Origin of the sequence: Thermoanaerobacter ethanolicus JW 200 (genome assembly GCF_003722315.1) — a bacterium.
Lineage (GTDB): Bacteria > Bacillota > Thermoanaerobacteria > Thermoanaerobacterales > Thermoanaerobacteraceae > Thermoanaerobacter > Thermoanaerobacter ethanolicus.
This window is the reverse complement of sequence record NZ_CP033580.1, coordinates 2546253-2571394: the sequence shown is the minus strand read 5'-3', so window position 1 is coordinate 2571394 and position 25142 is coordinate 2546253. Positions and strand designations below refer to the sequence as shown.

The 25142-nt window shown below is 34.5% G+C and carries 22 protein-coding genes; 21 read left to right on the top strand and 1 reads right to left on the bottom strand.

What is annotated here, in order from left to right; translation table 11 throughout:
* Window positions 1-15: 15 nt before the first annotated feature.
* From EB239_RS12820 to dhaM, 21 genes are all read left to right on the top strand, one after another.
* Window positions 16-2346: a sugar phosphate nucleotidyltransferase gene (locus EB239_RS12820; RefSeq protein ID WP_003871127.1), complete on the top strand. Its 2331-nt coding sequence runs from the start codon at window positions 16-18 to the stop codon at window positions 2344-2346.
* 449 nt (window positions 2347-2795) lie between these two features.
* Complete coding sequence (locus EB239_RS15305; protein ID WP_082413696.1) at window positions 2796-2873, top strand: potassium-transporting ATPase subunit F; 78 nt, start codon at window positions 2796-2798, stop codon at window positions 2871-2873.
* Between the two features lie 13 nt (window positions 2874-2886).
* Entirely contained in the window at window positions 2887-4572 is a 1686-nt protein-coding gene (kdpA, locus tag EB239_RS12810) for a potassium-transporting ATPase subunit KdpA (protein ID WP_003871129.1), read from the top strand.
* Window positions 4573-4587: 15 nt separating this feature from the next.
* Window positions 4588-6627: a potassium-transporting ATPase subunit KdpB gene (gene kdpB / locus EB239_RS12805; RefSeq protein ID WP_003871130.1), complete on the top strand. Its 2040-nt coding sequence runs from the start codon at window positions 4588-4590 to the stop codon at window positions 6625-6627.
* Between the two features lie 15 nt (window positions 6628-6642).
* Entirely contained in the window at window positions 6643-7221 is a 579-nt protein-coding gene (gene kdpC / locus EB239_RS12800) for a potassium-transporting ATPase subunit KdpC (protein WP_003871131.1), read from the top strand.
* A 6-nt stretch (window positions 7222-7227) separates the two neighbouring features.
* Window positions 7228-8355: a KdpD-like non-kinase potassium sensor gene (gene kdpDN, locus EB239_RS12795; protein ID WP_208638256.1), complete on the top strand. Its 1128-nt coding sequence runs from the start codon at window positions 7228-7230 to the stop codon at window positions 8353-8355.
* A gap of 73 nt (window positions 8356-8428) precedes the next feature.
* Complete coding sequence (locus EB239_RS12790; RefSeq protein ID WP_003871133.1) at window positions 8429-8707, top strand: hypothetical protein; 279 nt, start codon at window positions 8429-8431, stop codon at window positions 8705-8707.
* The gene (cas4, locus tag EB239_RS12785; RefSeq protein WP_003871134.1) at window positions 8704-9264 is read left to right on the top strand and encodes a CRISPR-associated protein Cas4; all 561 of its coding nucleotides are present in this window, start codon (window positions 8704-8706) and stop codon (window positions 9262-9264) included. The genes EB239_RS12790 and cas4 overlap by 4 nt, the downstream gene beginning before the upstream one ends.
* Window positions 9265-9336: 72 nt before the next feature.
* The gene (gene pdaA / locus EB239_RS12780; RefSeq protein WP_003871135.1) at window positions 9337-10221 is read left to right on the top strand and encodes a delta-lactam-biosynthetic de-N-acetylase; all 885 of its coding nucleotides are present in this window, start codon (window positions 9337-9339) and stop codon (window positions 10219-10221) included.
* A 69-nt stretch (window positions 10222-10290) separates the two neighbouring features.
* Window positions 10291-11325 (top strand): lysylphosphatidylglycerol synthase transmembrane domain-containing protein, encoded by a 1035-nt coding sequence (locus EB239_RS12775; RefSeq protein WP_003871136.1) that lies wholly within the window; start codon window positions 10291-10293, stop codon window positions 11323-11325.
* A gap of 152 nt (window positions 11326-11477) precedes the next feature.
* Window positions 11478-12959, top strand: a complete 1482-nt coding sequence (locus EB239_RS12770) for an IS1182 family transposase (protein ID WP_129545154.1) — start codon at window positions 11478-11480, stop codon at window positions 12957-12959.
* A gap of 92 nt (window positions 12960-13051) precedes the next feature.
* Window positions 13052-13621 carry a glycerol-3-phosphate responsive antiterminator gene (locus EB239_RS12765; RefSeq protein WP_003871376.1) on the top strand — a complete coding sequence of 190 codons (570 nt, stop codon included), beginning with the start codon at window positions 13052-13054 and terminating at the stop codon, window positions 13619-13621.
* Between the two features lie 77 nt (window positions 13622-13698).
* Complete coding sequence (locus EB239_RS12760; RefSeq protein ID WP_003871377.1) at window positions 13699-14430, top strand: MIP/aquaporin family protein; 732 nt, start codon at window positions 13699-13701, stop codon at window positions 14428-14430.
* A gap of 83 nt (window positions 14431-14513) precedes the next feature.
* Complete coding sequence (gene glpK / locus EB239_RS12755; protein ID WP_003871378.1) at window positions 14514-16007, top strand: glycerol kinase GlpK; 1494 nt, start codon at window positions 14514-14516, stop codon at window positions 16005-16007.
* A gap of 167 nt (window positions 16008-16174) precedes the next feature.
* Entirely contained in the window at window positions 16175-17677 is a 1503-nt protein-coding gene (locus EB239_RS12750) for an NAD(P)/FAD-dependent oxidoreductase (RefSeq protein ID WP_003871379.1), read from the top strand.
* The gene (locus EB239_RS12745; RefSeq protein ID WP_003871380.1) at window positions 17670-18929 is read left to right on the top strand and encodes an NAD(P)/FAD-dependent oxidoreductase; all 1260 of its coding nucleotides are present in this window, start codon (window positions 17670-17672) and stop codon (window positions 18927-18929) included. The genes EB239_RS12750 and EB239_RS12745 overlap by 8 nt, the downstream gene beginning before the upstream one ends.
* A 1-nt stretch (window position 18930) precedes the next feature.
* A complete protein-coding gene (locus tag EB239_RS12740) occupies window positions 18931-19296 on the top strand; it encodes a DUF1667 domain-containing protein (RefSeq protein WP_003866565.1) in 366 nt (121 codons plus the stop codon).
* 19 nt (window positions 19297-19315) lie between these two features.
* Complete coding sequence (locus tag EB239_RS12735; RefSeq protein WP_003866566.1) at window positions 19316-20950, top strand: sigma 54-interacting transcriptional regulator; 1635 nt, start codon at window positions 19316-19318, stop codon at window positions 20948-20950.
* 398 nt (window positions 20951-21348) lie between these two features.
* Window positions 21349-22347, top strand: coding sequence for a dihydroxyacetone kinase subunit DhaK (dhaK, locus tag EB239_RS12730; protein ID WP_003871381.1), 999 nt, complete (start codon window positions 21349-21351; stop codon window positions 22345-22347).
* Between the two features lie 18 nt (window positions 22348-22365).
* Window positions 22366-23004, top strand: coding sequence for a dihydroxyacetone kinase subunit DhaL (gene dhaL, locus EB239_RS12725; protein ID WP_003871382.1), 639 nt, complete (start codon window positions 22366-22368; stop codon window positions 23002-23004).
* A gap of 14 nt (window positions 23005-23018) precedes the next feature.
* On the top strand, window positions 23019-23411 hold the full coding sequence (dhaM, locus tag EB239_RS12720; protein WP_003871383.1) for a dihydroxyacetone kinase phosphoryl donor subunit DhaM: 393 nt from the start codon (window positions 23019-23021) through the stop codon (window positions 23409-23411).
* Between the two features lie 278 nt (window positions 23412-23689).
* Here dhaM and EB239_RS12715 read toward each other — a convergent pair whose 3' ends face one another.
* Window positions 23690-24967, bottom strand: coding sequence for a transposase (locus EB239_RS12715; RefSeq protein WP_129545131.1), 1278 nt, complete (start codon window positions 24965-24967; stop codon window positions 23690-23692).
* Between the last annotated feature and the right edge of the window lie 175 nt (window positions 24968-25142).

Sequence of the window (25142 nt, the reverse complement as noted above, 5' to 3'; positions counted from 1 at the left end):
TTTAGAGGTGGTTGGATGAAAGGGATAATCATGGCGGGTGGAGAAGGAAGTAGACTAAGACCTTTAACAGCCGATATACCTAAGCCTATGGTACCTGTTGCAAATAAACCTGCGATAAAGCATATAGTGGAACACTTACACAAATATGGAATCAAAGATTTAGCTGTTACGCTTTTTTACTTGCCTCAAAAGATTAAAAAATATTTAGAAGAAGAATATGGGGATGAAATAAAGTTTTATATAGAGGATAAGCCGTTAGGGACGGCAGGCAGTGTCAAAAATGCTAGAGACTTTCTAAATGATACTTTTATTGTTATGAGCGGAGATGTAATTACTGATGTTAATATAAAAGAAGCTTATGAGTTTCACAGAAAGAAAGGGGCAAAAGTTACTCTTATTTTGACAAGAGTAGATGTGCCGTTGGAATATGGTGTTGTGATTGTGGATGAGGAAGGCAAAATAAAAAAATTTTTAGAGAAACCTTCTTGGGGAGAAGTGTTTAGCGATACAGTAAATACGGGTATATACATAATAGAACCAGAAATATTGGAGTTTATACCTCAAGATAAGCCTTTTGATTTTAGTAAAGATTTATTTCCTATGTTGTTGAAAAATGATATTCCAATGTACGGTTATATTACAGGAGGATATTGGTGTGATATAGGAAATACCAATCAATACATCACTAGTCATTTTGATATTTTAGAAGGAAGAGTAGATTTAGGATATAAAGATAAGTTACTTAAAAAGGGAAAGGTAATAGGTAAAAATGTTACAATTTCTCCTGAAGCTAAAATCATCCCTCCTGTGATTATAGGAGACAATGCAATAATTGAAGCTAACGCTGTTGTAGGACCTAACGTAATAATTGGTAAAAATAACTATATAAAGAAAGGGAGCAGTTTAAAAAATGCTGTATTGTGGGATGAAATAATTGTAGATAAAAATTGTGAATTAAGGGGTTGTGTAGTTTGCAATAGAGTGAGAATCGGCAATAATGTCCGAATTTTTGAAAACAGTGTTATAGGGGAGAGTTGTAAAATAAAATCCTTTGCTGAAATAAAGCCAGAGGTAAAAATATGGCCCTATAAAATAATAGATGAGGGCTCTGTGATCACAAAAGATGTAGTGTGGGGGAATGGAAGGAAGCCTTTGACTTTTGGGTATAGGGGGATTAAAGGAGTTTTTAATGAGGATATTACTCCTCAAATTGCAGTTGAAATTGGAGAAGTTTTTGGAAATATAGTGAATAGCAGTGTGTTGGTAGGACACGATGGGGATATTGTATCTCAATTTATAAGCGATTTAATAAGTTTTGGGCTTGTATCTGGTGGTTGTGAGGTCTTAAAAGTCAATAATACTCTTTTACCAACTTTAAGATATGGAATTAAGAAAAATAAGTGTGGAGGAGGAATCTATGTAGAGGAAGAAGAAGGAAATTTAAGGATTTTGTTTCTCGATAAAGAAGGGTGTGATATCGATAGAAACTTAGAAAAGAAAATAGAGAACAAATTGAGAGTATATGATATTGAACGAGTTGATGGGAAAAATTTAAAACCTATAAGAGAAATTGATATAAACAACGATTATCTTAACTTTCTTTTTGAAAAAAGGACTGCATATAAAAGTTTTAAAATTAAACCTTACAATGAAAAAACAAAACTGCTATTAGAAGCCATAGGTAAAAATGAGTTTTTTATAGCAGAGGAGTCTTATGATGTAGGGGTACTTTTTTATAAAAATGGAGAAAAAGTTAAACTCTACGACGAAAAGGGAAGAGAATTTGATGAAGATGAACTTGAGTTTATAAGAATGTTAATTGCTAAAGAGCAAGGGGTTAAAAAATTTGTACTTCCTTTTGATAGTTCCAAATATTTGACAGAATTTGCGAAGGAATTTGCAATTGAGACTGTAAGCAGCAAAATTTCTCATAAAGATAGAATGAAAACAATAGTGTCGAAGGAAGGTATAGAAAAAGACCTACAGATTAATTTAGATTTTGACGGCTTTAGTTTTTTACTAGACCTTTTAGAATACTTACAACATACCTCTCAAAAACTTTCCTCTATAAAAGATAGTTTTCCTTTAAGATATAGAATATCCAAAAGTATAAAATGCGATTGGAGAGATAAAGGGAAAATAATAAGAATGCTTTTTGAAAAGGCTGATGAAGGGGCAGAATTTTTAGATGGTTTAAAGTTTAATAAAGAAGATTCATGGGTGTTAGTAGTACCGGATTATGAATTACCTGCTTGTAATATTTATATAGAAGCTCCTACAAAAGAGAGAGCTGAAGAGCTATTTTCAATGTATGAAAATGAAATTAAAAGTATTATACAAAAATAAAATTTCTTTTTGCGCTTTTATAAAAACAATTGGAAAGTGATGTAAAGTGATAGATTACATAGTATACAATAGTTGTAACGCTTTACATCCTATTTTTTTGCGCAAAAAAGGATTTAAAGGCGAAAAAGTCTTTTTGATGTTTATTGAGTTGAATAATATAATATATATGGTACAATGAATAGTAAATAAATTAACAAAAATGATGGAAGACATGGCAATATGTAAAAGTGTTGTCATGTAGTCCGCCTCATAAAGAAAGAGTGCGGGCTTTTTATGTTTAAATTTAATATTTTTATAAAAAATCGATAATAATAATTAGAGGTGAAGGAGAATATGGATTTTATAATTCTATTAGGATTTGTAACATTGTACTATGTTGTAAAAGGAATAGTTAAATGGTGTTGTGATTTGGTAGAAGCTAATTCTTATGAAGTAGGGGTGTATTAAAGGTGGCCTTATTGTATGTGGTTTTTTTTCTTTTACTCCTTTATTTGTTTTATGCTTTAATACATCCGGAAGAATTTTAAGGGAGGAAAGTGCATGTATTCGAATATAGAACTTTTTACTATGATATTGGTTGTAGTTCTTTTAACTAAACCAGTTGGGACTTATATGTACAAAATATTTGAGTATAAACCGATGAAATTGGACAAAGTTTTTTTACCTGTAGAAAATTTTATATATAAACTTTCAGGGATCAATGCAGAAGAAGAAATGAGCTGGAAAAAATATGCATTGTCCTTTTTGCTTGTTAATACGGTAATGATGATAATTGGGTATATTATATTGCGAATACAAAGATTTTTGCCTTTAAATCCTACTGGAGTTAAAAACATGGAGTCTTCTCTTGCTTTTAACACGGCAATAAGCTTTACGACAAATACAAACCTTCAACACTATGCTGGGGAAAATGGCGTAACTTTTTTAAGCCAAATGATCGTAATAGTATTTTTGATGTTTACTTCTGCGGCTTCAGGGTTAGCGACTGCAGCAGCTATAATGAGAGGACTTAGCAGAAAAACAGATGGATTGGGAAATTTTTATGCAGATTTTGTAAGAGTAGTAGTAAGGCTTCTGCTTCCTATCTCTGCAATTGTCACTCTTATATTAGTATGGCAAGGAGTTCCTCAAACTTTTGCTGGGAAAGTAGTTGTGGATACATTAGAAGGTGGTAAGCAAACTATTATAACAGGTCCCGTAGCTGTATTAGAGTCAATTAAACACTTAGGAACAAATGGCGGTGGATTTTTTGAGGCGAATTCTTCTCACCCATTTGAAAATCCTACTTGGCTTACCAATATGATTGAGATGCTTCTTATGATGCTTTTACCTGCATCTTTAATTTACACTTATGGGTTAATGATAAACAATAAAAAACACGCTTTGGTATTATACATTTCCTTGTTTGTGATTTTTATTCTTTTGGCTGTTGGAGCAGTTTATGCGGAAAGTCATCCAGGAGTGGCTTATTCGAAATTACATATTGATGGTACGCCTTATGGAAATTATGAAGGAAAAGAAGTTCGCTTTGGAGTCTCACAATCTTCACTATTTGCGACTGTGACTACTGCTTTTACAACAGGTTCTGTTGACAGCATGCACGATTCTTATACACCTTTAGGAGGAGCAGTGCCGCTTATCCTCATGATGTTAAATACCATTTTTGGAGGAGATGGAGCAGGACTTCAGAATATAATAATGTATACAATATTGACGGTATTTTTGACAGGGCTTATGGTAGGAAGAACTCCAGAATATTTAGGAAGAAAAATTGAAACTAAAGAGATAAAACTTATAGCCCTTGCAATATTGGTTCACCCTTTTTTGATACTTTTTTCATCTGCTTTGACAGTGATGCTAAAAGTGGGAGCTTCTTCTGTAACGAATCCACTGTACCATGGACTTACACAAGTTTTGTATGAGTTTTCTTCTGCGGCGGCAAATAATGGTTCTGAATTTGCAGGATTTATAGGAAACACTGTGTTTATGAATATAATGACAGGTTTAGTTATGTTCTTTGGAAGATATATAACCATTATTCTTATGTTAGCTGTTGCAGGTTCTATGGCGGAGAAAATTCCTGCACCGCCATCGCCAGGTACTTTTAGAACAGACAATGCTTTGTTTGGAGCAATTTTTATAGCGATTGTTGTAATTGTAGGAGCTCTTACTTTCTTCCCAGCGATAATATTAGGACCTATTTCTGAGTTTTTGAGCATGACGTAATGGAGGTAACGCTTTATGAAAAGAAAAAAAGAAATAAAAACGATGAGTAGAGAAATTGTATTAGGTGCTATCAAAAACTCTTTTTTGAAACTTAATCCTCTTAAAATGTATAAAAATCCTGTGATGTTTGTGGTAGAGGTAGGTATGTTTATTACACTGTTGGCTACAATATTTCCTACTTATTTTGGAAGTACTTACGACGAAGTGGGATATAACGCTTTAATCACTTTTATATTGTTTGTAACAGTGCTTTTTGCTAATTTTGCAGAAGCACTGGCAGAAGGAAGAGGGAAAGCTCAAGCAGATACCCTTAAAAAGACAAAAAAAGAGACTATGGCAAAACTCATTAAAAGTGATGGAAGCATAAAAATGGTTAAGTCCTCTGAGCTTAAAAAAGGGGATATAGTGCTTTGTGAGGCAGGAGATATAATTCCGGCTGATGGAGAAATAATAGAGGGACTTGCTGCGATTGATGAGTCTGCAATAACAGGTGAATCTGCACCAGTTATAAAAGAAGCTGGTGGTGATTTTAGCTCGGTTACTGGTGGGACAAAGGTAATAAGCGATAGCATTAAAGTCCAAGTTACTGTTGACGAAGGGGAATCTTTTTTAGACAGAATGATAAAAATGGTAGAAGGAGCCAAAAGGCAGAAATCTCCTAATGAAATTGCTTTGACTACTGTTTTAGTGAGTTTGACAATAATTTTTATAATTGTTGTTATGACCCTATACCCAATGGCTAAATTTGTCCATGTAAGAATAAGTGCTACTACATTGATTGCTTTGTTAGTTTGCTTAATACCAACTACAATTGGAGGCCTTCTTTCTGCGATAGGCATTGCAGGTATGGATAGAGTTACACGCTTTAATGTAATTGCTATGTCTGGAAAAGCAGTAGAAGCTGCAGGAGATATCGACACAATGCTTTTAGATAAAACAGGCACAATCACTTTTGGAAATAGATTAGCAGCTGATTTTATACCAGTTGGCGGCCATAAAAAAGAAGAAGTTACATATTATGCCCTTGTATCCTCTTTAAAAGATTTAACTCCCGAAGGAAGGTCAATAGTAGACTTAGCTAAGAAAATGGGCGTAAAGGTACCGGAAGATATTTTAGATGGAGCGGAAGTTATAGAATTTACTGCAGAAACAAGGATGAGCGGACTAAATTTAAAAGATGGGACTATTGTGCGAAAAGGGTCTTATGATAAGGTGAAAGAATATATAAAAGAACAAGGAGGAGAAATTCCGGAAGATTTAGATAAAGAAGTTGAGAAGATATCTTTATTAGGTGGGACTCCTCTTGTAGTAGTGAAAGACAAAGAAGTATTAGGAGTAATATATTTAAAGGATACTATAAAACCTGGTATGAAAGAGCGTTTTAAACAGCTTAGAGCGATGGGAATTAAAACTATCATGGTAACGGGGGATAATCCTTTAACTGCAAAAACAATAGCAGAAGAGGCTGGTGTTGACGAATTCATTGCAGAAAGTAAACCAGAGGATAAGATAAATGTGATTAAAAGAGAACAGGCGGCAGGAAGGCTTGTTGCCATGACAGGAGATGGAACAAATGATGCACCAGCACTTGCCCAAGCAGATGTAGGACTTGCAATGAATAGCGGTACAATGGCTGCTAAAGAAGCTGCAAACATGGTGGACCTTGATTCTGACCCTACAAAGATTATTGAAGTAGTAGCAATTGGTAAGCAGCTTCTCATGACGAGAGGAGCGTTGACTACTTTTAGTATTGCCAATGACGTTGCTAAATACTTTGCGATACTTCCTGCCATTATGTCTGATACTTTGCCATCAATAAAGGTACTGGATATAATGAAACTCTCCTCACCGACTAATGCAATATTATCAGCTTTAATATTTAACGCCATTATAATACCTATTTTGATTCCTATTGCTATGAGAGGAGTAAAATATAGGCCAATGAGTTCTAATGCGTTATTGGCGAGGAATTTACTGATTTACGGACTGGGAGGATTGATTGCTCCTTTTGTGGGGATAAAACTTATTGACTTAATAATATCTTCTATCTTTTAATTTGGAGGATTTGCTATGAGTGAAGTTAAGAAAGCAATTAAATTTACACTTGTCTTGATGTTATTGCTAGGGCTTATATATCCTTTTATTATGACAGCAATTGCAAATTTAATATTTCCTTATCAGGCAAAAGGTAGTATAATTAAAGTAGATGGTAAGGCAGTAGGATCCGAGCTCATTGGACAAAAATTCACTGATTCTAAGTGGTTTATGGGAAGACCTTCTGCAGTGGATTACAATGCAGAGTCTTCAGGTGGTACTAATTACGCTTTATCCAATCCTAAATTTAAAGAAGAAGTGGAAAGAAATATTGAGGAGTTTTTAAAGAAAAACCCTGGAGTAAAAAGAAGTGACATACCTGCAGATATAGTTACTTCTTCTGCTTCAGGATTAGATCCTCATATTTCTCCGGAAGCTGCATATTTACAAGTTGAAAGAGTAGCTAAAGCAAACAATTTGCCAGAAAAAGTTGTAAAAAAACTTGTGGATGAAAATATTGAAGGCAGATTTTTAGGCCTTTTTGGAGAACCACGGGTAAATGTGCTTAAATTAAATTTAAGCTTATTAGAGGAAATTAGGAAATATAAAAAGTGAGGCTGTATGATGGCGAAGAAGTCCCCTGATTATTTTTTGAGAGAAATAGAAAGAGCTAATAAGGGAAGGTTGAAGATTTATCTTGGTGCTGCTCCTGGTGTTGGCAAGACCTATCACATGTTGCAAGATGCCAATGAAATGAAGGCAAGAGGTATAGATGTAGTAATAGGTTTTGTAGAAACCTATGGGAGAAAAGACACTGAGGAACAGATAGGGGACCTTGAGATTATTCCTTTAAAGGAAATAAATTACAAAGGTGTAATCTTGAAGGAAATGGATTTAGAAGCCATTTTAAAGAGGAAACCTCAAGTGGTTGTTGTAGATGAATTAGCCCATACAAATGCTCCTGGTTCAAAAAATGAAAAGAGATATCAAGATGTTTTGGAGCTTATAGATAACGGCATAAGTGTGATGACTGCTGTCAACATACAACATTTTGAAAGTCTTAATGATTATATAAACCGCATGACTAATGTAAAGGTGAGGGAAACTATTCCTGATAAACTTTTAGAAATATGTGATGAAGTAGAAGTAGTTGATGTTTCGCCGGAGACTTTGATAGAGAGGCTTAAAAATGGAAAGATTTATAGTCCCGATAAGATTGAAACTGCTCTTAACAATTTTTTTAGAATTGGCAATCTTTCCGCGTTAAGGGAACTTACATTGAGGGAAGTAGCAAATGAGGTTGACGATAGGCTTTTGGAATATAAAAATAGAAAAAACGTTATAGGATTAAAAGGAGCACAAGAAAAGATATTGGTTTGCGTAAATTTGAGATTTAATGCAGAGTATCTGATACGAAGAGGTTATAGGTTAGCTAAAATGCTTAAAGCAGACCTCTTTGTTTTGCATGTTTACAATGATGATGACTTAAGAGACCATAAAAAACTCAAAAAATTAGATGAAATCACAATGCTGTGCAACAAATTAGAAGCAAAGTTTTACATGGTCAAATCAAATGACCCTGCTAAGGCTATAATAAAATTTGCTGAAGAAAATGCAATTACTCAAATTGTAGTAGGACAGTCTGTGAGAAGAAGAATTGATGAAATAATAAGGGGTTCTATTGTTAGAAGAATAATGAAAGGTACTAAATTTATAGATGTTCTTGTTGTAGCCGATCCACGGGGGTAAAAATGGGTTTTACCCCGTTTTTTTATATGGTATAATAAGTCTGTAAAAATATTGTTTTTAAAGGTGTTATATTATGAAAAAAGAGGATAAGTATATATCTGCCACAGAGATAAATCAATTTCTTTATTGCCCCTATCAGTGGTATTATATAAAAAAATATGGAATAGAGTATATCAATAGTTTGAGAGAGCCAAAAGAGCAAGATTTGCAATTTAGTAACTTTAAGAAAGGGATAGAATATCATGAAAAATATTACAAGGATATTGTAAAATTGCGATATAAAAAATATGCGATTATTTTTGGAATTATAGCTATTTTATTAATAATTGCGATTATGAGGGTTTTAAAATGATTCTCAATATAATTTTTTTATTTTTTACTATATATTTGCTTATTCAATCAGTTATCGAACAGAGGCCTTTTTATAAAAAAATGAGAAGAAGCAAAGGATTTCGAGGAGGTAAAATAATCTACATAGATAAATCGCAAGAGGTAAAAGAAAAGGGATTAATATATGGGAAGTTATTAAAATCTGACAAATATGGCTTATCTGGAAAGCCTGATTATATTTATCAGTTGGGAGAAGAATTAGTCCCTGTAGAATTAAAAAGTAGTGAAGCTGATGATTCACCTTATTATAAAGATGTTATGCAGTTAGTTGCATATTTTTTGATAATAGAAGATGTATACCAAAAAAGAGTAAAAAGAGGGCGAATAGTTTATAGGAATACTATGTTTGAGGTTTATAATAGGCGACACTTAAGAAAAGAACTTTTTAATATATTAAAGCAAATGGAAAAAATGCAAGAAGGAGATTACTATCCTGAAGTAAATCCTTCTTTTGCCTTGTGTAGATTCTGCCTTTGTAGAGATACTGTATGTGAAATATACAAAAATACTTCCAAATAAAAACAGAATATTATGTTTATATAGAGAAAAAAATAAAAACGGAATATAGAAAAATTGAAATGAGGTATGGCTATGGTAAGAAAAATATTCTCTATCTTAATGGGAATTTTGTTGTGTTTTTCAATTGCTTCTTGTGGAATAGCTAAAAAAGACATTACAAGGGCAGAAGAACAAAAAATGCAAAATGAAGCTTTACAAAAGCCTTTGGAAAAACCTAAAGAAAAAATATCTAATACGGTCAACAATGCTGTTTATACCAATACAGAAAATCTGGATAACACTTTGTATAGCTGGGGACTAAGGGTGTTGCCAAATCATCAAACTCCAGAAATTACCCCTTTGGCAATGGAGCTTATAAAAAAATATGATGCGATTTTTGTAGGAGATACGACAAAAAAGGTAGTTTATTTGACTTTTGACGAAGGATATGAAAATGGTTATACACCTAAAATATTAGATATACTCAAAGAAAACAATGTAAAAGCTGCTTTTTTTGTAACTGGGCCCTATGTAAAAGAACAGGCTGATTTAGTTAAAAGGATGGTGGAGGAAGGGCATATAGTTGGGAATCACACAGTGAATCATCCAAGCTTACCTACCTTATCTGATGAAAAAGTAAAAGAGGAAATAACTAAGTTAGGAGATATGTTTGAAGAGCTGACAGGGAAAAAGATGAAGTATTTTAGACCGCCAAAAGGTGAGTATAGTGAGAGAACCTTGTATCTTACAAAATCGTTAGGTTATAGAACGGTTTTTTGGAGTTTAGCGATGGCTGATTGGCAGCCACTTCCTGGAGGACCAGAGGAAAGCTATAATACTGTTATGAAAAGGCTTCACCCGGGAGCTGTCATACTTTTACATGCTGTTTCAAAAGACAATGCTTTAGCTCTTGATAGGATAATTAAAAGTATTAAAGCCGAGGGATATGAATTTAAAACCCTAGATGATATACCATGAAAAATGTAAAATAAAGCCTTTGTGATGTAGGTTTTTCTACATCGCAAAGGCAAAATTGGGGGAATTATTTTGGGGACAATTCTTGAGAAGAAAAATTTATATATGATGGCTTTTGCATTACTTTTAAGCATTGGTTCAATTTTAGTCTTGTTAAAAATTACAGGCGTTAAAGAAATTGAAATGGCTTTTCACATACCCCTTTTTTATCTTGGGGCGATTTTTGGCTTGATAATATTGAGCTTGATAGTGGATACTTTGCGAATAAGGGATTTATTGAGAGAATTAGGAGAAAACTTGCCTTTTGATTATCTTTTTAAATTTAACCTTGCGACTTTTTTTATAAGCTACATAACACCTTTTGGCTCAGGAGCTTTACCTCTCATTGTATATTTACTTAGTAAAAAAGGAGTTTCACCAAATAAAAGCTTAATGATTTTTACTGCCAAGCTTTTGTTCTCAGGGATTTTTTTTGGGACTGTGCCTCCTATATTACTTATTTTTTTTAGAAATCAATTAGAATTAGGAACTGTTCTTTCTTATTTTGCAGTGTTAGTAAGTATATTTTTGATGTTTTTGTTATTTATATTAATTTATATCATATTAAAACCACGCTTTGTCATTGAGATTGTTAATAAAATAAGCAATATCTCGTTTTTTAAAAAGCCTAAACTGGAAAAGTATTTTGAAAAAATAAAAGAAGAAATCATACTTTATCATAAAAATTTTAATGACCTTTTTATAGGGCCTTCCAGTTATAAGCTGTTTTTTTCTCAATTATTTTATGCAGTAGCTTATTGGTTGCTTTTTTACAGCATTGCTCCAGTTTTATTATTAGCTATGAATATACCTTTTAATTTGTTAGCAGTAATTGGAAGACAACTCATATTTTATGACATTTTGGCGTATAGTTTTATTCCAAGTGGTTCTGGTGTAGTAGAAATAGGTTTTGCAACAATTTTTTCAAATATACTTCCTCCCAGTAAATTAGGAATTTTTGTGGGCATGTGGAGGTTTTTTACTTATTATGTTTACTTGGGAATTTCGGCTATAGGATTTTTTATGGCAATAAAAAATCAAGATGCAAAGAGAATGTTAATTAAATAACATTTTGGTACTAATTATCATACAGGAATAATAACCTTTGATATTTTGTATCAAAGGGGCAGACTGTTGACAAAATATCGGGAACCCGTTATGATGAGAAGGGTTCCTTGTTATTTTAGTGGTATAAAGCAAAAGAGGAGAGGAGAAGGAAGATGTTAACAAAGAAACAGGATGCAAGACATCAAATAGAATTTGTAAGCATAGATCAATTAGTACCAAAAGACCACCTTTTAAGAAAGATAGAAAAAGTCATAGACTTTAGCTTCATATACGATTTAGTAAAGGACAAATATTCCGAAGATCACGGCAGACCAAGTATAGATCCAGTAGTATTGATAAAAATACTGTTCATTCAATATCTTTTTGGTATACCGTCGATAAGAAGAACAATAGCAGAAATAAAAACAAACGTTGCATATAGATGGTTTTTAGGGTATGGACTAACAGAAGAAATACCTCATTTTTCAACATTTAGCCAGAACTACATAAGAAGATTCAAAGGGACAGACATATTTGAGAAAATATTTACGAAGATTTTAGAAGAAGCAATAAGGCATGGGTTAGTAAATGCAGAGGAAGTATTCATAGATTCCACTCACGTAAAAGCAAGTGCCAATAAGAAAAAATATACAAAAGAAATAATAGAACAAGAAGCCAAGACTTACCAAGAAAAACTAGAAGAAGAAATAAACAAAGATAGAGAAGCTCATGGAAAAAAGCCATTAAAGAAAATCAAGACGATAAAGACGAAAGAAGTAAAAGTAAGCAAAACAGACCCAGATAGTGGAATGTTAAACAAAAATGAAAAAGAAAAATGTTTTGCATATTCCTTTCACACAGCCTGCGATAAAAACGGATTTGTATTAGGAGTAAAAGTTGAAGCAGCGAATGTACACGACAGCGTAATGTTTGAAGAAGTACTAAAAGAAGTTGAAAATAGGGTAGGAAAACCGAAAGCAATAGCAGTAGATGCAGGATACAAAAATCCGTACATATTAAAGACAATATTTGATAGAGAAATAATACCAGCAGTGCCATACACAAGACCAAAAACAAAAGACGGTTTTATGAAGAAACATGAGTTTGTGTATGATGAATATTATGACTGTTACATATGCCCGCAGAATGAAATACTAACATATGTTACAACCAATAGAGAAGGATATAGAGAATACAAATCAAACCCAGAAAAATGTAAAAACTGTCCTTTAAGAGAAAAGTGTACCCAAAGTAAAGACTACACAAAGAGGATATTCAGGCACATATGGGAAGGATATGTAGAAGAAGCAGAACACCTAAGGCATACACCTTACTGTAAAGAAGTATATGAGAGAAGGAAAGAGACAATAGAGAGAGTGTTTGCAGATTTAAAGGAGAAGCATGGTTTGCGATGGACAACATTAAGAGGGAAAGAAAAATTGTCCATGCAAGCGATGCTTGTTTTTGCTGCCATGAATTTAAAGAAAATGGCCTTATGGTTATGGAGGAAGGGCAAAGGGCCCTTTGACATTTCAAAACTTTATCCATTATTTGGAGTTTTAAAGAAAATTTTATCCAGATATATACAGCCCCTGTTTTCGGTACTAAGAAAACAGGGGCTAAAATTTTACTTTGTCAACAAACTGAACCTTTGATATTTTGTATCAAAGGGGTATTTTTTTATATGTATTTTTCAGGTTTATTTTTTGGCATATTACTTGCATAAAGAAAAGATGGGGGTATAAAAATGAGAGAAAAGATTCTGGATGCAATGAGAGACTTCCCGATAATAGCTGCAGTGCGAGAGGCAAAAGATTTAAATACGGCTCTTTCTTCAAATGCACAGGTGATATTTTTACTTACTGGTGACATAATGAACATTTCTGAAATAGTTCAAGAGGTCAAAAGACATGATAAAATTGTTTTTGTGCATTTTGATTTGCTTGAAGGTTTAGGAAAGGACAACAAAGCAGTAGAGTATTTGGCTGAAAAAATAAAGCCCCATGGTATAATCTCTACCCGCAATAATATTTTGATACACGCTAAACAATTTGATCTTTTCTGCATCCAGAGACTTTTCATTTTAGATTCCCAGGCATTAAAAACAGGGTTTGCTTCAGCAAAACAAATAGTTCCAGATGCAATAGAAGTAATGCCTGGGATAATTCCCTCAGTGATAAGTGAAATATCAGTAGATGTGCATCAACCAGTCATCGCAGGAGGTTTAGTCAAGACAAAAGAAGAAGTTATAAATGCACTTAAATCTGGAGCTATTGCCGTATCAACGAGTGAAAAAAATCTGTGGTTTATTGAGTGAAAGGAGTGTGAGAGACATAAAAATTGAGTTTTAAAAAATAAAACTTAATAAATTTTGGAATCATGGAGGGATATTTTATGAGTGACCTTGCAAAATATGTTGCTGAATTTTTTGGTACGATGATACTTATATGGTTAGGTGATGGCGTTGTTGCAAACGTTGTCTTAAATAAATCTAAGGGTCAAAACAGTGGTTGGATTGTAATCACAGCAGGATGGGGATTTGCAGTGATGGTGGCTGTTTATGTAGTTGGCTGGATAAGTGGTGCTCACTTAAATCCAGCTGTGACAATTGGCTTAGCAACGATAGGCAAGTTTTCATGGAGTTTGGTGCCAGGCTATATTATAGCGCAAGTTTTAGGAGCTTTTGTGGGAGCTATAATTGTTTATTTGATGTACATGGATCATTATGCAGCAACTGAAGATCCCACAGCTAAGCTTGGTACTTTTGCAACTATTCCAGCTATAAGAAAGTTGGGTAAGAATTTTATGACAGAGGCATTTGGTACTGCTATGCTTTTAATAGGAATACTGGGTATAACAAATGGCAACAATCAATTAGTTGGAGGATTAGGACCGCTTCTAATTGGTTTACTTATTTGGGCAATAGGGTTAAGCTTAGGTGGACCTACAGGTTATGCAATTAATCCAGCAAGAGACTTTGGACCAAGGCTTGCTCATGCTATTCTTCCTATCCCAGGGAAAGGAGATTCTGATTGGGGATATGGCTTGATAGTTCCGATATTTGGGCCAATAGTTGGAGGAATACTTGGAGCGGCAGTTTACCAGCTTATTATGAGTATACACTAATATAAAAATTTAAAAAGTTTAAATCGGCGAGAATTTATCTCTCGCCGATATGATATTATAAAAAATTGTAAGGAGGAAAAAAGATGGCAAAGTACATTATGGCTTTTGACCAGGGGACAACAAGTTCCCGTGCGATAATTTTTGACCGCAGCGGGAAAATAATAGCTTCACTAAACCAGGAATTTAAGCAAATTTATCCTAAGCCAGGTTGGGTAGAGCATGACCCAATGGAAATCTGGGGTTCACAAATAGGTGTTGCAAAAGGTGTTATAGAAAAAGCGGGTATTAATCCGGAGGATATTGCAGCTATTGGCATTACAAATCAGAGAGAGACAACTGTTGTATGGGATAAAAATACAGGAAAACCTATTTACAATGCAATAGTGTGGCAATGTAGAAGGACAGCTCCTATATGCGATGAACTAAAAAACAAGGGTTTTGACAAGAAAATTAGAGAAAAGACAGGACTTGTAGTAGATGCATATTTTTCAGGAACTAAAGTAAAATGGATTTTGGATAATGTAGAAGGGGCCCGTGAAAAAGCAGAAAAAGGAGAATTGCTTTTTGGAAATATTGATACCTGGCTTATTTGGAATTTGACAAGTGGCAAGGTACACGTAACTGACTATTCTAATGCGTCAAGAACGATGCTTTTTAACATACATGAGCTTAAATGGGATAAAGAGATATTGGCTGAACTTAACATACCAGAGCAAATGCTTCCGGAAGTTAAGCCTTCCAGTTATGTATATGGCTATACTGATAAAAGTATATTTGGAGTAGAGATACCTATTGCAGGAGATGCGGGAGACCAGCAAGCAGCATTGTTTGGTCAAGCCTGTTTTAAACCTGGAATGGCAAAGAACACCTATGGAACAGGTTGCTTTATGCTTATGAATACAGGAGAAAAGGCTGTACCTTCCAATACTGGACTTCTCACTACAATTGCTTGGGGAATTGATGGGAAAGTAGAATATGCTTTAGAGGGTAGTATATTTATAGCAGGTGCTGCGATACAGTGGTTGAGAGACGAACTTAGAATAATTGACAATTCACCGCAAAGTGAAGAATATGCGCTGAAAGTTGAAGACACAAACGGTGTATATGTTGTTCCTGCTTTTGTAGGATTAGGAGCACCTTATTGGGATATGTATGCAAGGGGCACGATTGTAGGACTTACAAGAGGCGCAAAGAGAGAGCATATAATAAGGGCAACACTGGAGTCTATTGCTTATCAAACAAGAGATGTATTAGAGGCTATGCAAGAGGATTCAGGTATTAAATTGCAGGCTTTAAAAGTTGACGGTGGAGCAAGTGCTAATAACTTCTTGATGCAATTCCAATCTGACATTTTAGGTGTTCCAGTTGACAGACCTCAAGTAATTGAAACTACTGCTCTTGGCGCTTCTTATCTTGCAGGATTGGCAGTAGGATTCTGGAACAGCAAAGAAGAAATAGAGAAGAATTGGAATGTTGATAAACATTTTGAACCAGCTATGGATAATGAAAAGAGAGAAAAATTGTATAAAGGTTGGAAAAAGGCTGTAGAAAGGGCTATGAAATGGGCTGAAGAATAAAATAAAAAATTGATAAAAAGTAGCAGGAATTTTAAGATGTTTGTAGAATATATTTATTAAAGAGAAGAAAAAATAAATATGAGTATGGTGGAGATTTGGAGAACCATATATAGCCGACAGGGTCGGTTATATATGGTTTTTTTATCTTTTAAGGAGGTTTTATGACTATGAAAGAAATGTACGATGTTTTAGTAATAGGTGCTGGAGTGGTTGGATGTTCAATTGCGAGAGAACTTTCAAAATACAAATTAAAAATATTAGTTGTAGAAAAAGGTGAAGATGTGGCTTCGGAAGGAGCTTCTAAAGCTAATAGTGCAATACTACATGCGGGTTATGACCCTGTACCTGGTACTTTAAAAGCTATGCTGAATGTCAGAGGAAATGAAATGTACGATGAGTTGTGTAAAGATTTGGATGTTCCAATAAAGAGAACAGGTTCTTTAGTTGTGGCTTTTTCTGAAGAAGAGGTAAAAGAGCTCTATGAATTGTTTGATAGAGGAATAAAAAATGGTGTCAAAGGGTTGTCTCTCATTACAAAAGATATGGTCAAAGAGATAGAACCACACATAAATGACACTGTAGTTGCTGCTTTGTATGCCAAAACAGCAGGAATAATATGTCCTTATGGATATACTATTGCAGTGGCAGAAAATGCTGCACAAAATGGAGCAGAATTTGTTTTTAATTCAGAAGTAATTGATATCAAAAAAAATGGGGACTTCTTTATAGTAAAAACTCACAAAGAAGAATTTTACAGTAAATATGTTGTCAATGCTGCAGGACTTTATTCAGATGTCATAAATAACATGGTAGGGGCGAAGCCATTTTCTGTGCATCCTAGAAAAGGAGAATATTTGATATTAGATAAAGACCAAGGATATCTTGCAAGGACAGTAATATTCCAGGTTCCAACTAAAATGGGTAAAGGAATACTAGTTTCTCCTACAGTTGATGGAAATCTATTGATAGGACCTACTTCAGAAGACATACAAGATAAAGAATTTAAAGCAACTACCAGAGAAGGGCTCAATAAAGCAATTACAGTTGCAAAAAGAAGTGTGGATAAATTTGATGTCAGAAAGACTATCACTCAGTTTACAGGACTTAGAGCGACTCCTGATACAGAAGACAAAGACTTTATAATTGGAGAATCTGATGTGAAAGGATTTATAAATGCTGCTGGAATAGAATCTCCTGGTTTTACTGCAGCTCCTGCTATCGCTGAAATGATAAGGGATATACTTAAAGATGCTGGACTTCAGTTGATTGAAAAAGTAGATTTTAACCCAAAAAGAAAACCAGTCATAAGATTTACTGAACTTTCAGACGAGGAAAGAAACAAGCTTATAAAAGAAAATCCTGCTTATGGAAGAATAATATGCAGATGTGAGACAGTGACGGAAGGAGAGATAATAGATGCGATAAGAAGACCTGTAGGTGCAAAATCTTTAGATGGTGTTAAAAGGCGTGTAAGAGCTGGAATGGGAAGATGCCAGGGAAGTTTTTGTGGGCCGAGAGTTGTTGAAATATTAGCAAGAGAACTTAATATTTCTCCTCTTAAGGTTACAAAGCATGGAAGAAATTCGAATATACTAACTGCAGAGACAAAAAAATTTTTATTAGAAAAAGCATCGGAGGTTTTAAAGAAAGAGGTGTATGAGAATGCTTAACTATGATATAGTCATAATAGGTGGCGGCCCTGCAGGCTTGGGTGCTGCTGTAGAAGCCTATGAAAAGGGTGTAAAAAATATAGTCATAATTGAAAGAGATAAATATCTTGGGGGTATTTTAGAGCAGTGCATACACAATGGATTTGGACTTCAGGAATTTAAAGAAGAATTGACAGGACCAGAATATGCACAAAGATTCATTGATAAAGTAGAAGAATATGGTATAAATGTGATGTTGGAGACTATGGTTTTGGAAATAACTCCTGATAGAATTGTAAAAGCTGTTAATTCTAAGGAAGGTGTGTTCACAATAAAAGCTGGAGCTATAATTCTAGCTATGGGATGCAGGGAAAGGCCGAGAGGTGCTATTATGATACCTGGCACTCGCCCAGCAGGTATTCTCACAGCAGGTACTGCTCAGAGGTATGTAAATATGGAAGGATATCTTCCAGGGAAAGAAATAGTGATATTAGGTTCTGGTGATGTTGGGCTTATTATGGCGAGAAGGCTTACATTAGAAGGAGCAAAAGTCAAAGCAGTTGTAGAACTCATGCCTTACTCTAGTGGACTTACAAGAAACATCGTTCAGTGTTTAGAGGACTTTAATATTCCTCTTCTTTTAAGTCACACTGTCATTGAAATTCACGGCAAAGACAGGGTAGAAGGAGTTACAATTGCCAAAGTTGATGAAAATAGAGAGCCAATTATGGAGACTGCACAGTATATAAGTTGTGATACGTTAATACTTTCTGTTGGCTTGATTCCTGAAAATGAGCTCTCTCAAAAGGCCGGTATAGAGCTAGACCCTATAACAGGAGGACCTATTGTAAATGAAATGTTAGAAACAAGTGTTCCTGGAATTTTTGCTTGTGGCAATGTCCTTCAAGTTCACGACTTAGTTGACAATGTTACTGCAGAAGCGAGATTGGCAGCTAATTCAGCAATACGATTTATTCGAGAAGGTGAATTTGGAAAAAGCAATATTGCCGTAAAAGCTGGTAATGGCATACGTTATGTTGTTCCGCAAAAGATAAATGTAGATAACATAGAAAAAAGGATAAAATTCAGAATGAGACCTGTTAACGTTTATAACAATGCTATGTTAGCAGTAAAGTCAGGAGACAAATATTTACTAAGACAAAAAAGGCAGCGCTTAACCCCTGGTGAAATGATTGATGTAAATTTAAGTAAAGACATACTAAAAAATGCAAATCTTGAAGAAGGTATTGTCTTTTTAGTTGAGGAGGGATAAAATGGAACTAAAAGAAATTACATGCATAGTTTGCCCCTTGGGCTGCAGGATACAAGTTGAAATGGAAGGAGGGGAGATAAAAAGCGTAAAGGGATATTCTTGTTCTAGAGGATTAGAATATGCTAAAAATGAAGTTACTATGCCTAAAAGGACTATTACTACAAGTGTGAGAGCAATAGGGGGACATCTTCCACTCTTATCTGTTAGGACAAAAGAGCCTGTTCCAAAAGAAAAGATACAAGAAATAATGCTTGAATTGGCCAAGGTAGAGGTTAAAGCTCCTGTAAAAATAGGAGATGTAGTGGTGAAGAACATTTTAGGTACGGGGGTTGACATAATTGCTACAAGAAACCTTTATGTAAAATAAGTTTTTGCGTGGTGATAAAATGGAGGGAAGAAGGGAAATATTAAGAACTCCTGTGAGTATCCATTCTCAGATTGCTGCCCATATTGTTCAAAAGGTTAGTCACATAAGCAGACAAAACAATGTAAGCATATTTTTAAGGAAGATAAATGACAATAGGTTGATTCCTGCAAATAGTATGTTATCAATGGTGACTTTTTTTGCTTCTCGGGGAGAAGAAATAGAAGTAGTGGTAGAAGGAGCAAATGTGGACAATGCTATAAAAGAGTTTAAAGGCTTTTTTTACAACGAGTTAGGGAAAGAAAAGGAAGAAAAAACTACTTATGAACTTTTAAAAAATACCTCAATAGCCTATGAGAAAATATTTAATTCTATTGGCTCAGGACTTATAGTTACTGATGAAAATGGGGCAATAATGATTTTTAACAAAGCAGCTGAAAGTATTACAGGGATTAATATGGACCAGGCTATAGGGAAAAAAATACAAGAAGTGATGTCGGATATAAAAATTGCTGATGTGTTAAAAACTGGCAAAGAAGAGATGAATAAAAAACTAAAAATAGGCACAAATGTGGTGTTAACAAATATAACACCTATTTATACAGGTACAAAAATAGAAGGGGCGGTTATAGTATTTTATGACTTCCCTCAAATAGAATATTTGGAAAATGAGCTGAAAAGAGATAGAAAACTTGACAAAGCTTTTGACATAATAATAGGCAATAGTGGAAAATTAAAAGACGCTCTTACTATTGCTTCTAAAGCTGCAGAAACTGATTCAACAGTCCTCATAAGAGGGGAAAGCGGAACGGGGAAAGAGCTGGTGGCTAATGCGATACATTACGCCAGTAAGAGAAAGGATAAACCATTTATAAGGGTAAATTGTGCGGCTATTCCTGTGACTCTATTGGAGAGTGAACTTTTTGGGCATGAAAGAGGAGCTTTTACTGGAGCTGTAACTCAAAAGATAGGAAAATTCGAATTAGCAGATGGAGGAACGATATTTCTTGATGAAATAGGAGATATTCCACCTGAGATTCAGGTAAAGCTTTTGAGAGTGATTCAAGAAAAGGAATTTGAAAGAGTAGGGGGAATAAAAACTATAAAAGTAGATGTGAGGATAATCGCTGCGACAAATAAAGATTTAGAAAAAGCAATAAAAGAGGGGACTTTTAGAGAAGATTTATACTATAGATTAAACGTTATACCTGTGATTTTGCCTCCATTAAGGGAAAGAAGAGGAGATATTCCTCTACTTGTCGAACATTTTATAGAAAAGCTGAACAAAAAACTAAACAAAAATGTAAAAAAGGTTACGAAAAAAGCTATGCAAGCATTGATATATTATGATTGGCCTGGGAATATACGAGAATTAGAAAATATAATTGAAAGGTGTATAACATTAAGTGATACTGATTACATCGATTATGAAGATTTGCCCCAATATATTCGAAATGAAACTACTACTGTATCAGATGATGATATTATTTATCTTGGAGAAAATAGTGAGCTACTTACAATGGAGGAATATGAGTATAAAATAATAAAGGCTGCGATACAAAGATATAAAAGCTTTAATAAAGCAGGAAAAGTTTTAGGACTTACCCATAAAACTATTGCTGCAAAAGCAAGGAAATTTGGACTTGTTGATAGATAATACCAAAAGAAATAAATAGTTGATACTTTTTACCAAAATAGCCTTTGAAGGCTATTTCAGACTGTAGACAAACTTTCGTAAATAGGATATTTTGCATAAGGAACGAGTTGTGACAAAGCGGCAACAAAACTTAACAAAACCGAGGGTGGAGGCAGGGCCGTAGCCACGGATGGCGGAGGCGGGCACTAAGACAAGGATGTCGAATGTGCCCGGTACCCTGCCGGAACCCGAAGGTCGAGTTTAGTTTTGTCGCTTTGGAACATCGGAGTGACGATGCAAAATATCCTATTTTAAAAATTTTTTACTTTGTCAACAAGCTATACCTGTTCGCTACAATTTATTTGGCACGTAAATTGCATTTAAAAACTAACAAAAGTAAATTTAGGAGGAGGTAAATTATGAAAAAGTTGATTAATAATCCTAATGATGTCGTGAAAGAAATGATAGAAGGTTTGCTGGTTGCTCACCCATCTTACCTGAGAAAACTTGACAACATAGATGTAATTGTCAGAAAAGACGCACCTGTAGAAGGAAAAGTTGGACTTGTAAGTGGTGGTGGCAGTGGCCATGAGCCTGCTCATGCAGGATATGTGGGCTATGGAATGTTAGATGCGGCTTGCCCTGGTGCTGTCTTTACTTCACCTACACCTGACCAAATTTATGAAGCGATTAAGGCAGTGGATGGAGGAAAAGGAGTATTATTGATTATTAAAAATTACACAGGTGACGTAATGAATTTTGAAATGGCTAGAGAAATGGCACAGATGGAGGGAATAGAAGTAGATGAAGTGATAGTTAACGATGATGTTGCAGTAGAAAATAGCACTTGGACGCAGGGAAGACGTGGCATTGCTGGAACTGTGTTTGTTCATAAAATTGCTGGAGCAAAGGCACAAGAAGGGGCTAGCTTACAAGAAGTAAAAAGAGTGGCTGAGAAAGTAATTGCAAATGTAAGGTCAATGGGAATGGCACTAACACCCTGTACTGTTCCAGCAGCAGGGAAACCCAGCTTTACTCTTGCAGAAGATGAGATGGAGATTGGTATAGGAATACATGGAGAGCCTGGAACTCACAGAGAAAAAATAAAACCTGCAGATGAAATAGTAGAACATTTAATGGAGAAAATAATAAATGACCTGCCTTATAAAGAAAATGACGAGGTTGCTGTTATGATAAACGGGCTTGGTGCAACTCCTTTAATGGAACTTTATATTGCGAACAGGAAAGTAGCAGAAATCTTAGAGAGTAAGAAGATCAAAGTTTACAAAACATACGTAGGAGAATTTATGACCTCTCTTGAAATGAGTGGATTTTCTATAACATTATTAAAATTAGATGAAGAACTTAAAACATTGTTAGATGCAAAGGCTGATACACCTGCTTTCAAACAATTATAAATTTTTAGGAGGTAGAAGATGGTTATCACAAAAAATGGTGTCCTAAAAATTGTGGACAAAATTGTAGAGGTTATAAAAGAAAATAAAGAGTACCTTACACAGTTGGATGCTGCTATTGGTGATGCGGACCACGGAATAAATTTAGATAGAGGATTTGATGCCGTAAAGCAAAAATTGACCACATTGCCTGAAACTACTGATATAGGGACAATATTAAAAACTATAGGCATGACTCTTGTATCTACGGTGGGAGGAGCTTCTGGTCCTTTATATGGTACAGCTTTTATGAGGGCTGGACAAGTAGTTCAGGGTAAAAATGAACTTTCTGAAGAGGATATAGTTAAAATCTTTGAAGCTGCTTTAGATGGCATCAAACAAAGAGGAAAAGCCGAAGCAGGAGACAAGACTATGATAGATTCTATTGAACCTGCATATAAAGCTTTAAAAGATAGTTTAGAGAACAACATTGCATTACCTGAAGCATTAAATAGAGCAGCTAATGCTGCAAAAGAGGGAATGGAATACACTAAGAATATTTCTGCAAGAAAAGGAAGAGCAAGTTACTTAGGAGAAAGAAGTATTGGACACTTAGATCCAGGGGCAACATCAGCATATTTGATGATAAAGTCTTTTTCTGATGTTGTCAATTTATCATGATGGTGGAGGAAAAAATGGTTGGAATAGTGTTAGTATCTCACTCAAGAAAAATAGTAGAGGGGATTTATGAACTTGCAAGCCAAATGACAGGTGGAAAAGTTCCCATAGGGATAGCTGGCGGGACACAAGATGGCAGATTGGGAACAGATGCTACAGAGATAATGGAGGAAATTAAAAAAGTAGACGAAGGAGAAGGAGTAGTAGTTTTAGTTGATATTGGAAGTGCTGTAATGAGTGCGCAAATGGCGATAGAACTCCTGGGAGAGGAATATGAAGGTAAAGTAAAAATTGCTGATGCACCTTTAGTGGAGGGAGCAATTGCAGCTAGTGTAGAGGCTTCTATAGGTAGTGATTTTGATAAAGTTCTTTTAGTGGCAGAAGAAGCAAAAAAACTTAATAAATTGTAATAGTTTTTGAGTCTGGACAAAATCCAGACTTATTTTTTGTGTAGAATTTTTACTCAAAAGGTATTAAAATAAAATAGGGATGTGCAAAATTAATTAAAATAATCACGAACAAAAACCAAAATATGTATGACATACAATATATAGTAATCAACACTGACAATCAAACATAAAGGAAGTGGTAAGGGAAAAGAAAAGGCAAAAAGAGGAGCTAAAAAAGGGCATAAATATCCTGTAGAAGTCAAATGTTAAAAAATGGCATGAACTAAATTCAGCAAAAGTTAAGCCGATTGCATCAGAGCACTAAGAGACTTAAACTCATCAAATTTACCCAGTTTAATAGCTACAATAGCGACAGTAAGCAAAGTAATATGGCCAAAAGTATTAAGGTTGCTGACAGAATTAATATTTCTAACATAAGCCTTTTCAAAATCTAGAGCTTTAAATCGAGAATTATATCTTTCTGATTCTACTCTTAGTCTATAGACAGCCTTAAAATATAGGGAGTCTCTATTAATAGAAGACCTATAATCAGAAGATATAATAGCATACTTAGTACAGCCTCTATGCTTTTTGCCATTAAAATATTTAGGATGCTTTATAGGGCAGGCAGAGTCATCTTTAGAATTACAGAACTTGCAAACAAATTTTTGCTTAATAAAACCATCAAAATACTGCTTGCCGTCTTTGAGCATTTTAATACCTGCTTCACAAACCATATAACCATCATCAGTCAGTGGGGGACTTTTAGAATTACGCTTGTTAAGAGGAATAAAACAATGACCATGGAGAGTATCTCTAACAAAATTATAAACTCTCTTAACATCATACCCCTTATCGGCAATAAAATTAACATACTTAAGGTTAAACCACTTATTAGTCTTTTCAAGTAAAGACAAAGCAACTTCAAAATCGGGGACATCAGCGGGAGTAGTAGTTTCAGCGATAGGTAATCCAGAGATAGCATCAACAATAATATGATTTTTATAGCCCCAATAAAACTTATAACGTTTATTAGAAGAATCATTAGAAGCAGAATAAACGCCTAATTTACAATCCTTATCAGACTTAGGCTGATTATCTTTAGAGAATTTATTTTTAGAAAAAGACTTAGGGTTATTTAACTTAGTGTTAGCTTTAATAGGGGTAGAGTCCATGGAAATAAACTCACCAGAGATAATGCCCATATTTTTGAGGATATTGACTTGATTTTGAAAGATAGAGGTCAAATAATCATGAGAGAACTCATTAATAAAACGGCGGAAAGTCCAATAAGAAGGAAGAGGTTTAAGGATGTTAAAGCCACAAAGATGAGCAATGATAAGATTATTGCGGAGATAATCTAAAAGGTCAGAAATTGTACCGAATCTTTCAGCTTTCATAACAATAAAAGCTCTAAACATTGCATGATGAGAATAACCCTTACGGCCAGGACTAGAGGAAGGGAATTCAGGTATTGAAGACAAGTCTAGATTTTTAAACATAGAAGAATAGAAATCAATTTTAGACAGAGAAGTAAAGAGTTCAGGTATATTTAAAAGCAATTGAAGCTGGTACATGTAGGATTTCCCCCTCCTTAAAAAATATTTTCATGCGGTATATATAATAATTCGACAAATGGGAGGGGAAATCCTACATAAAAGATAAAAAATTCAAGAGTGATAGGAAAAAAGTATGTCTGTAGAATGGCTTAAATTAAGGCTTCTGAATTTTGCACAAGTCTAAAATAAAAAC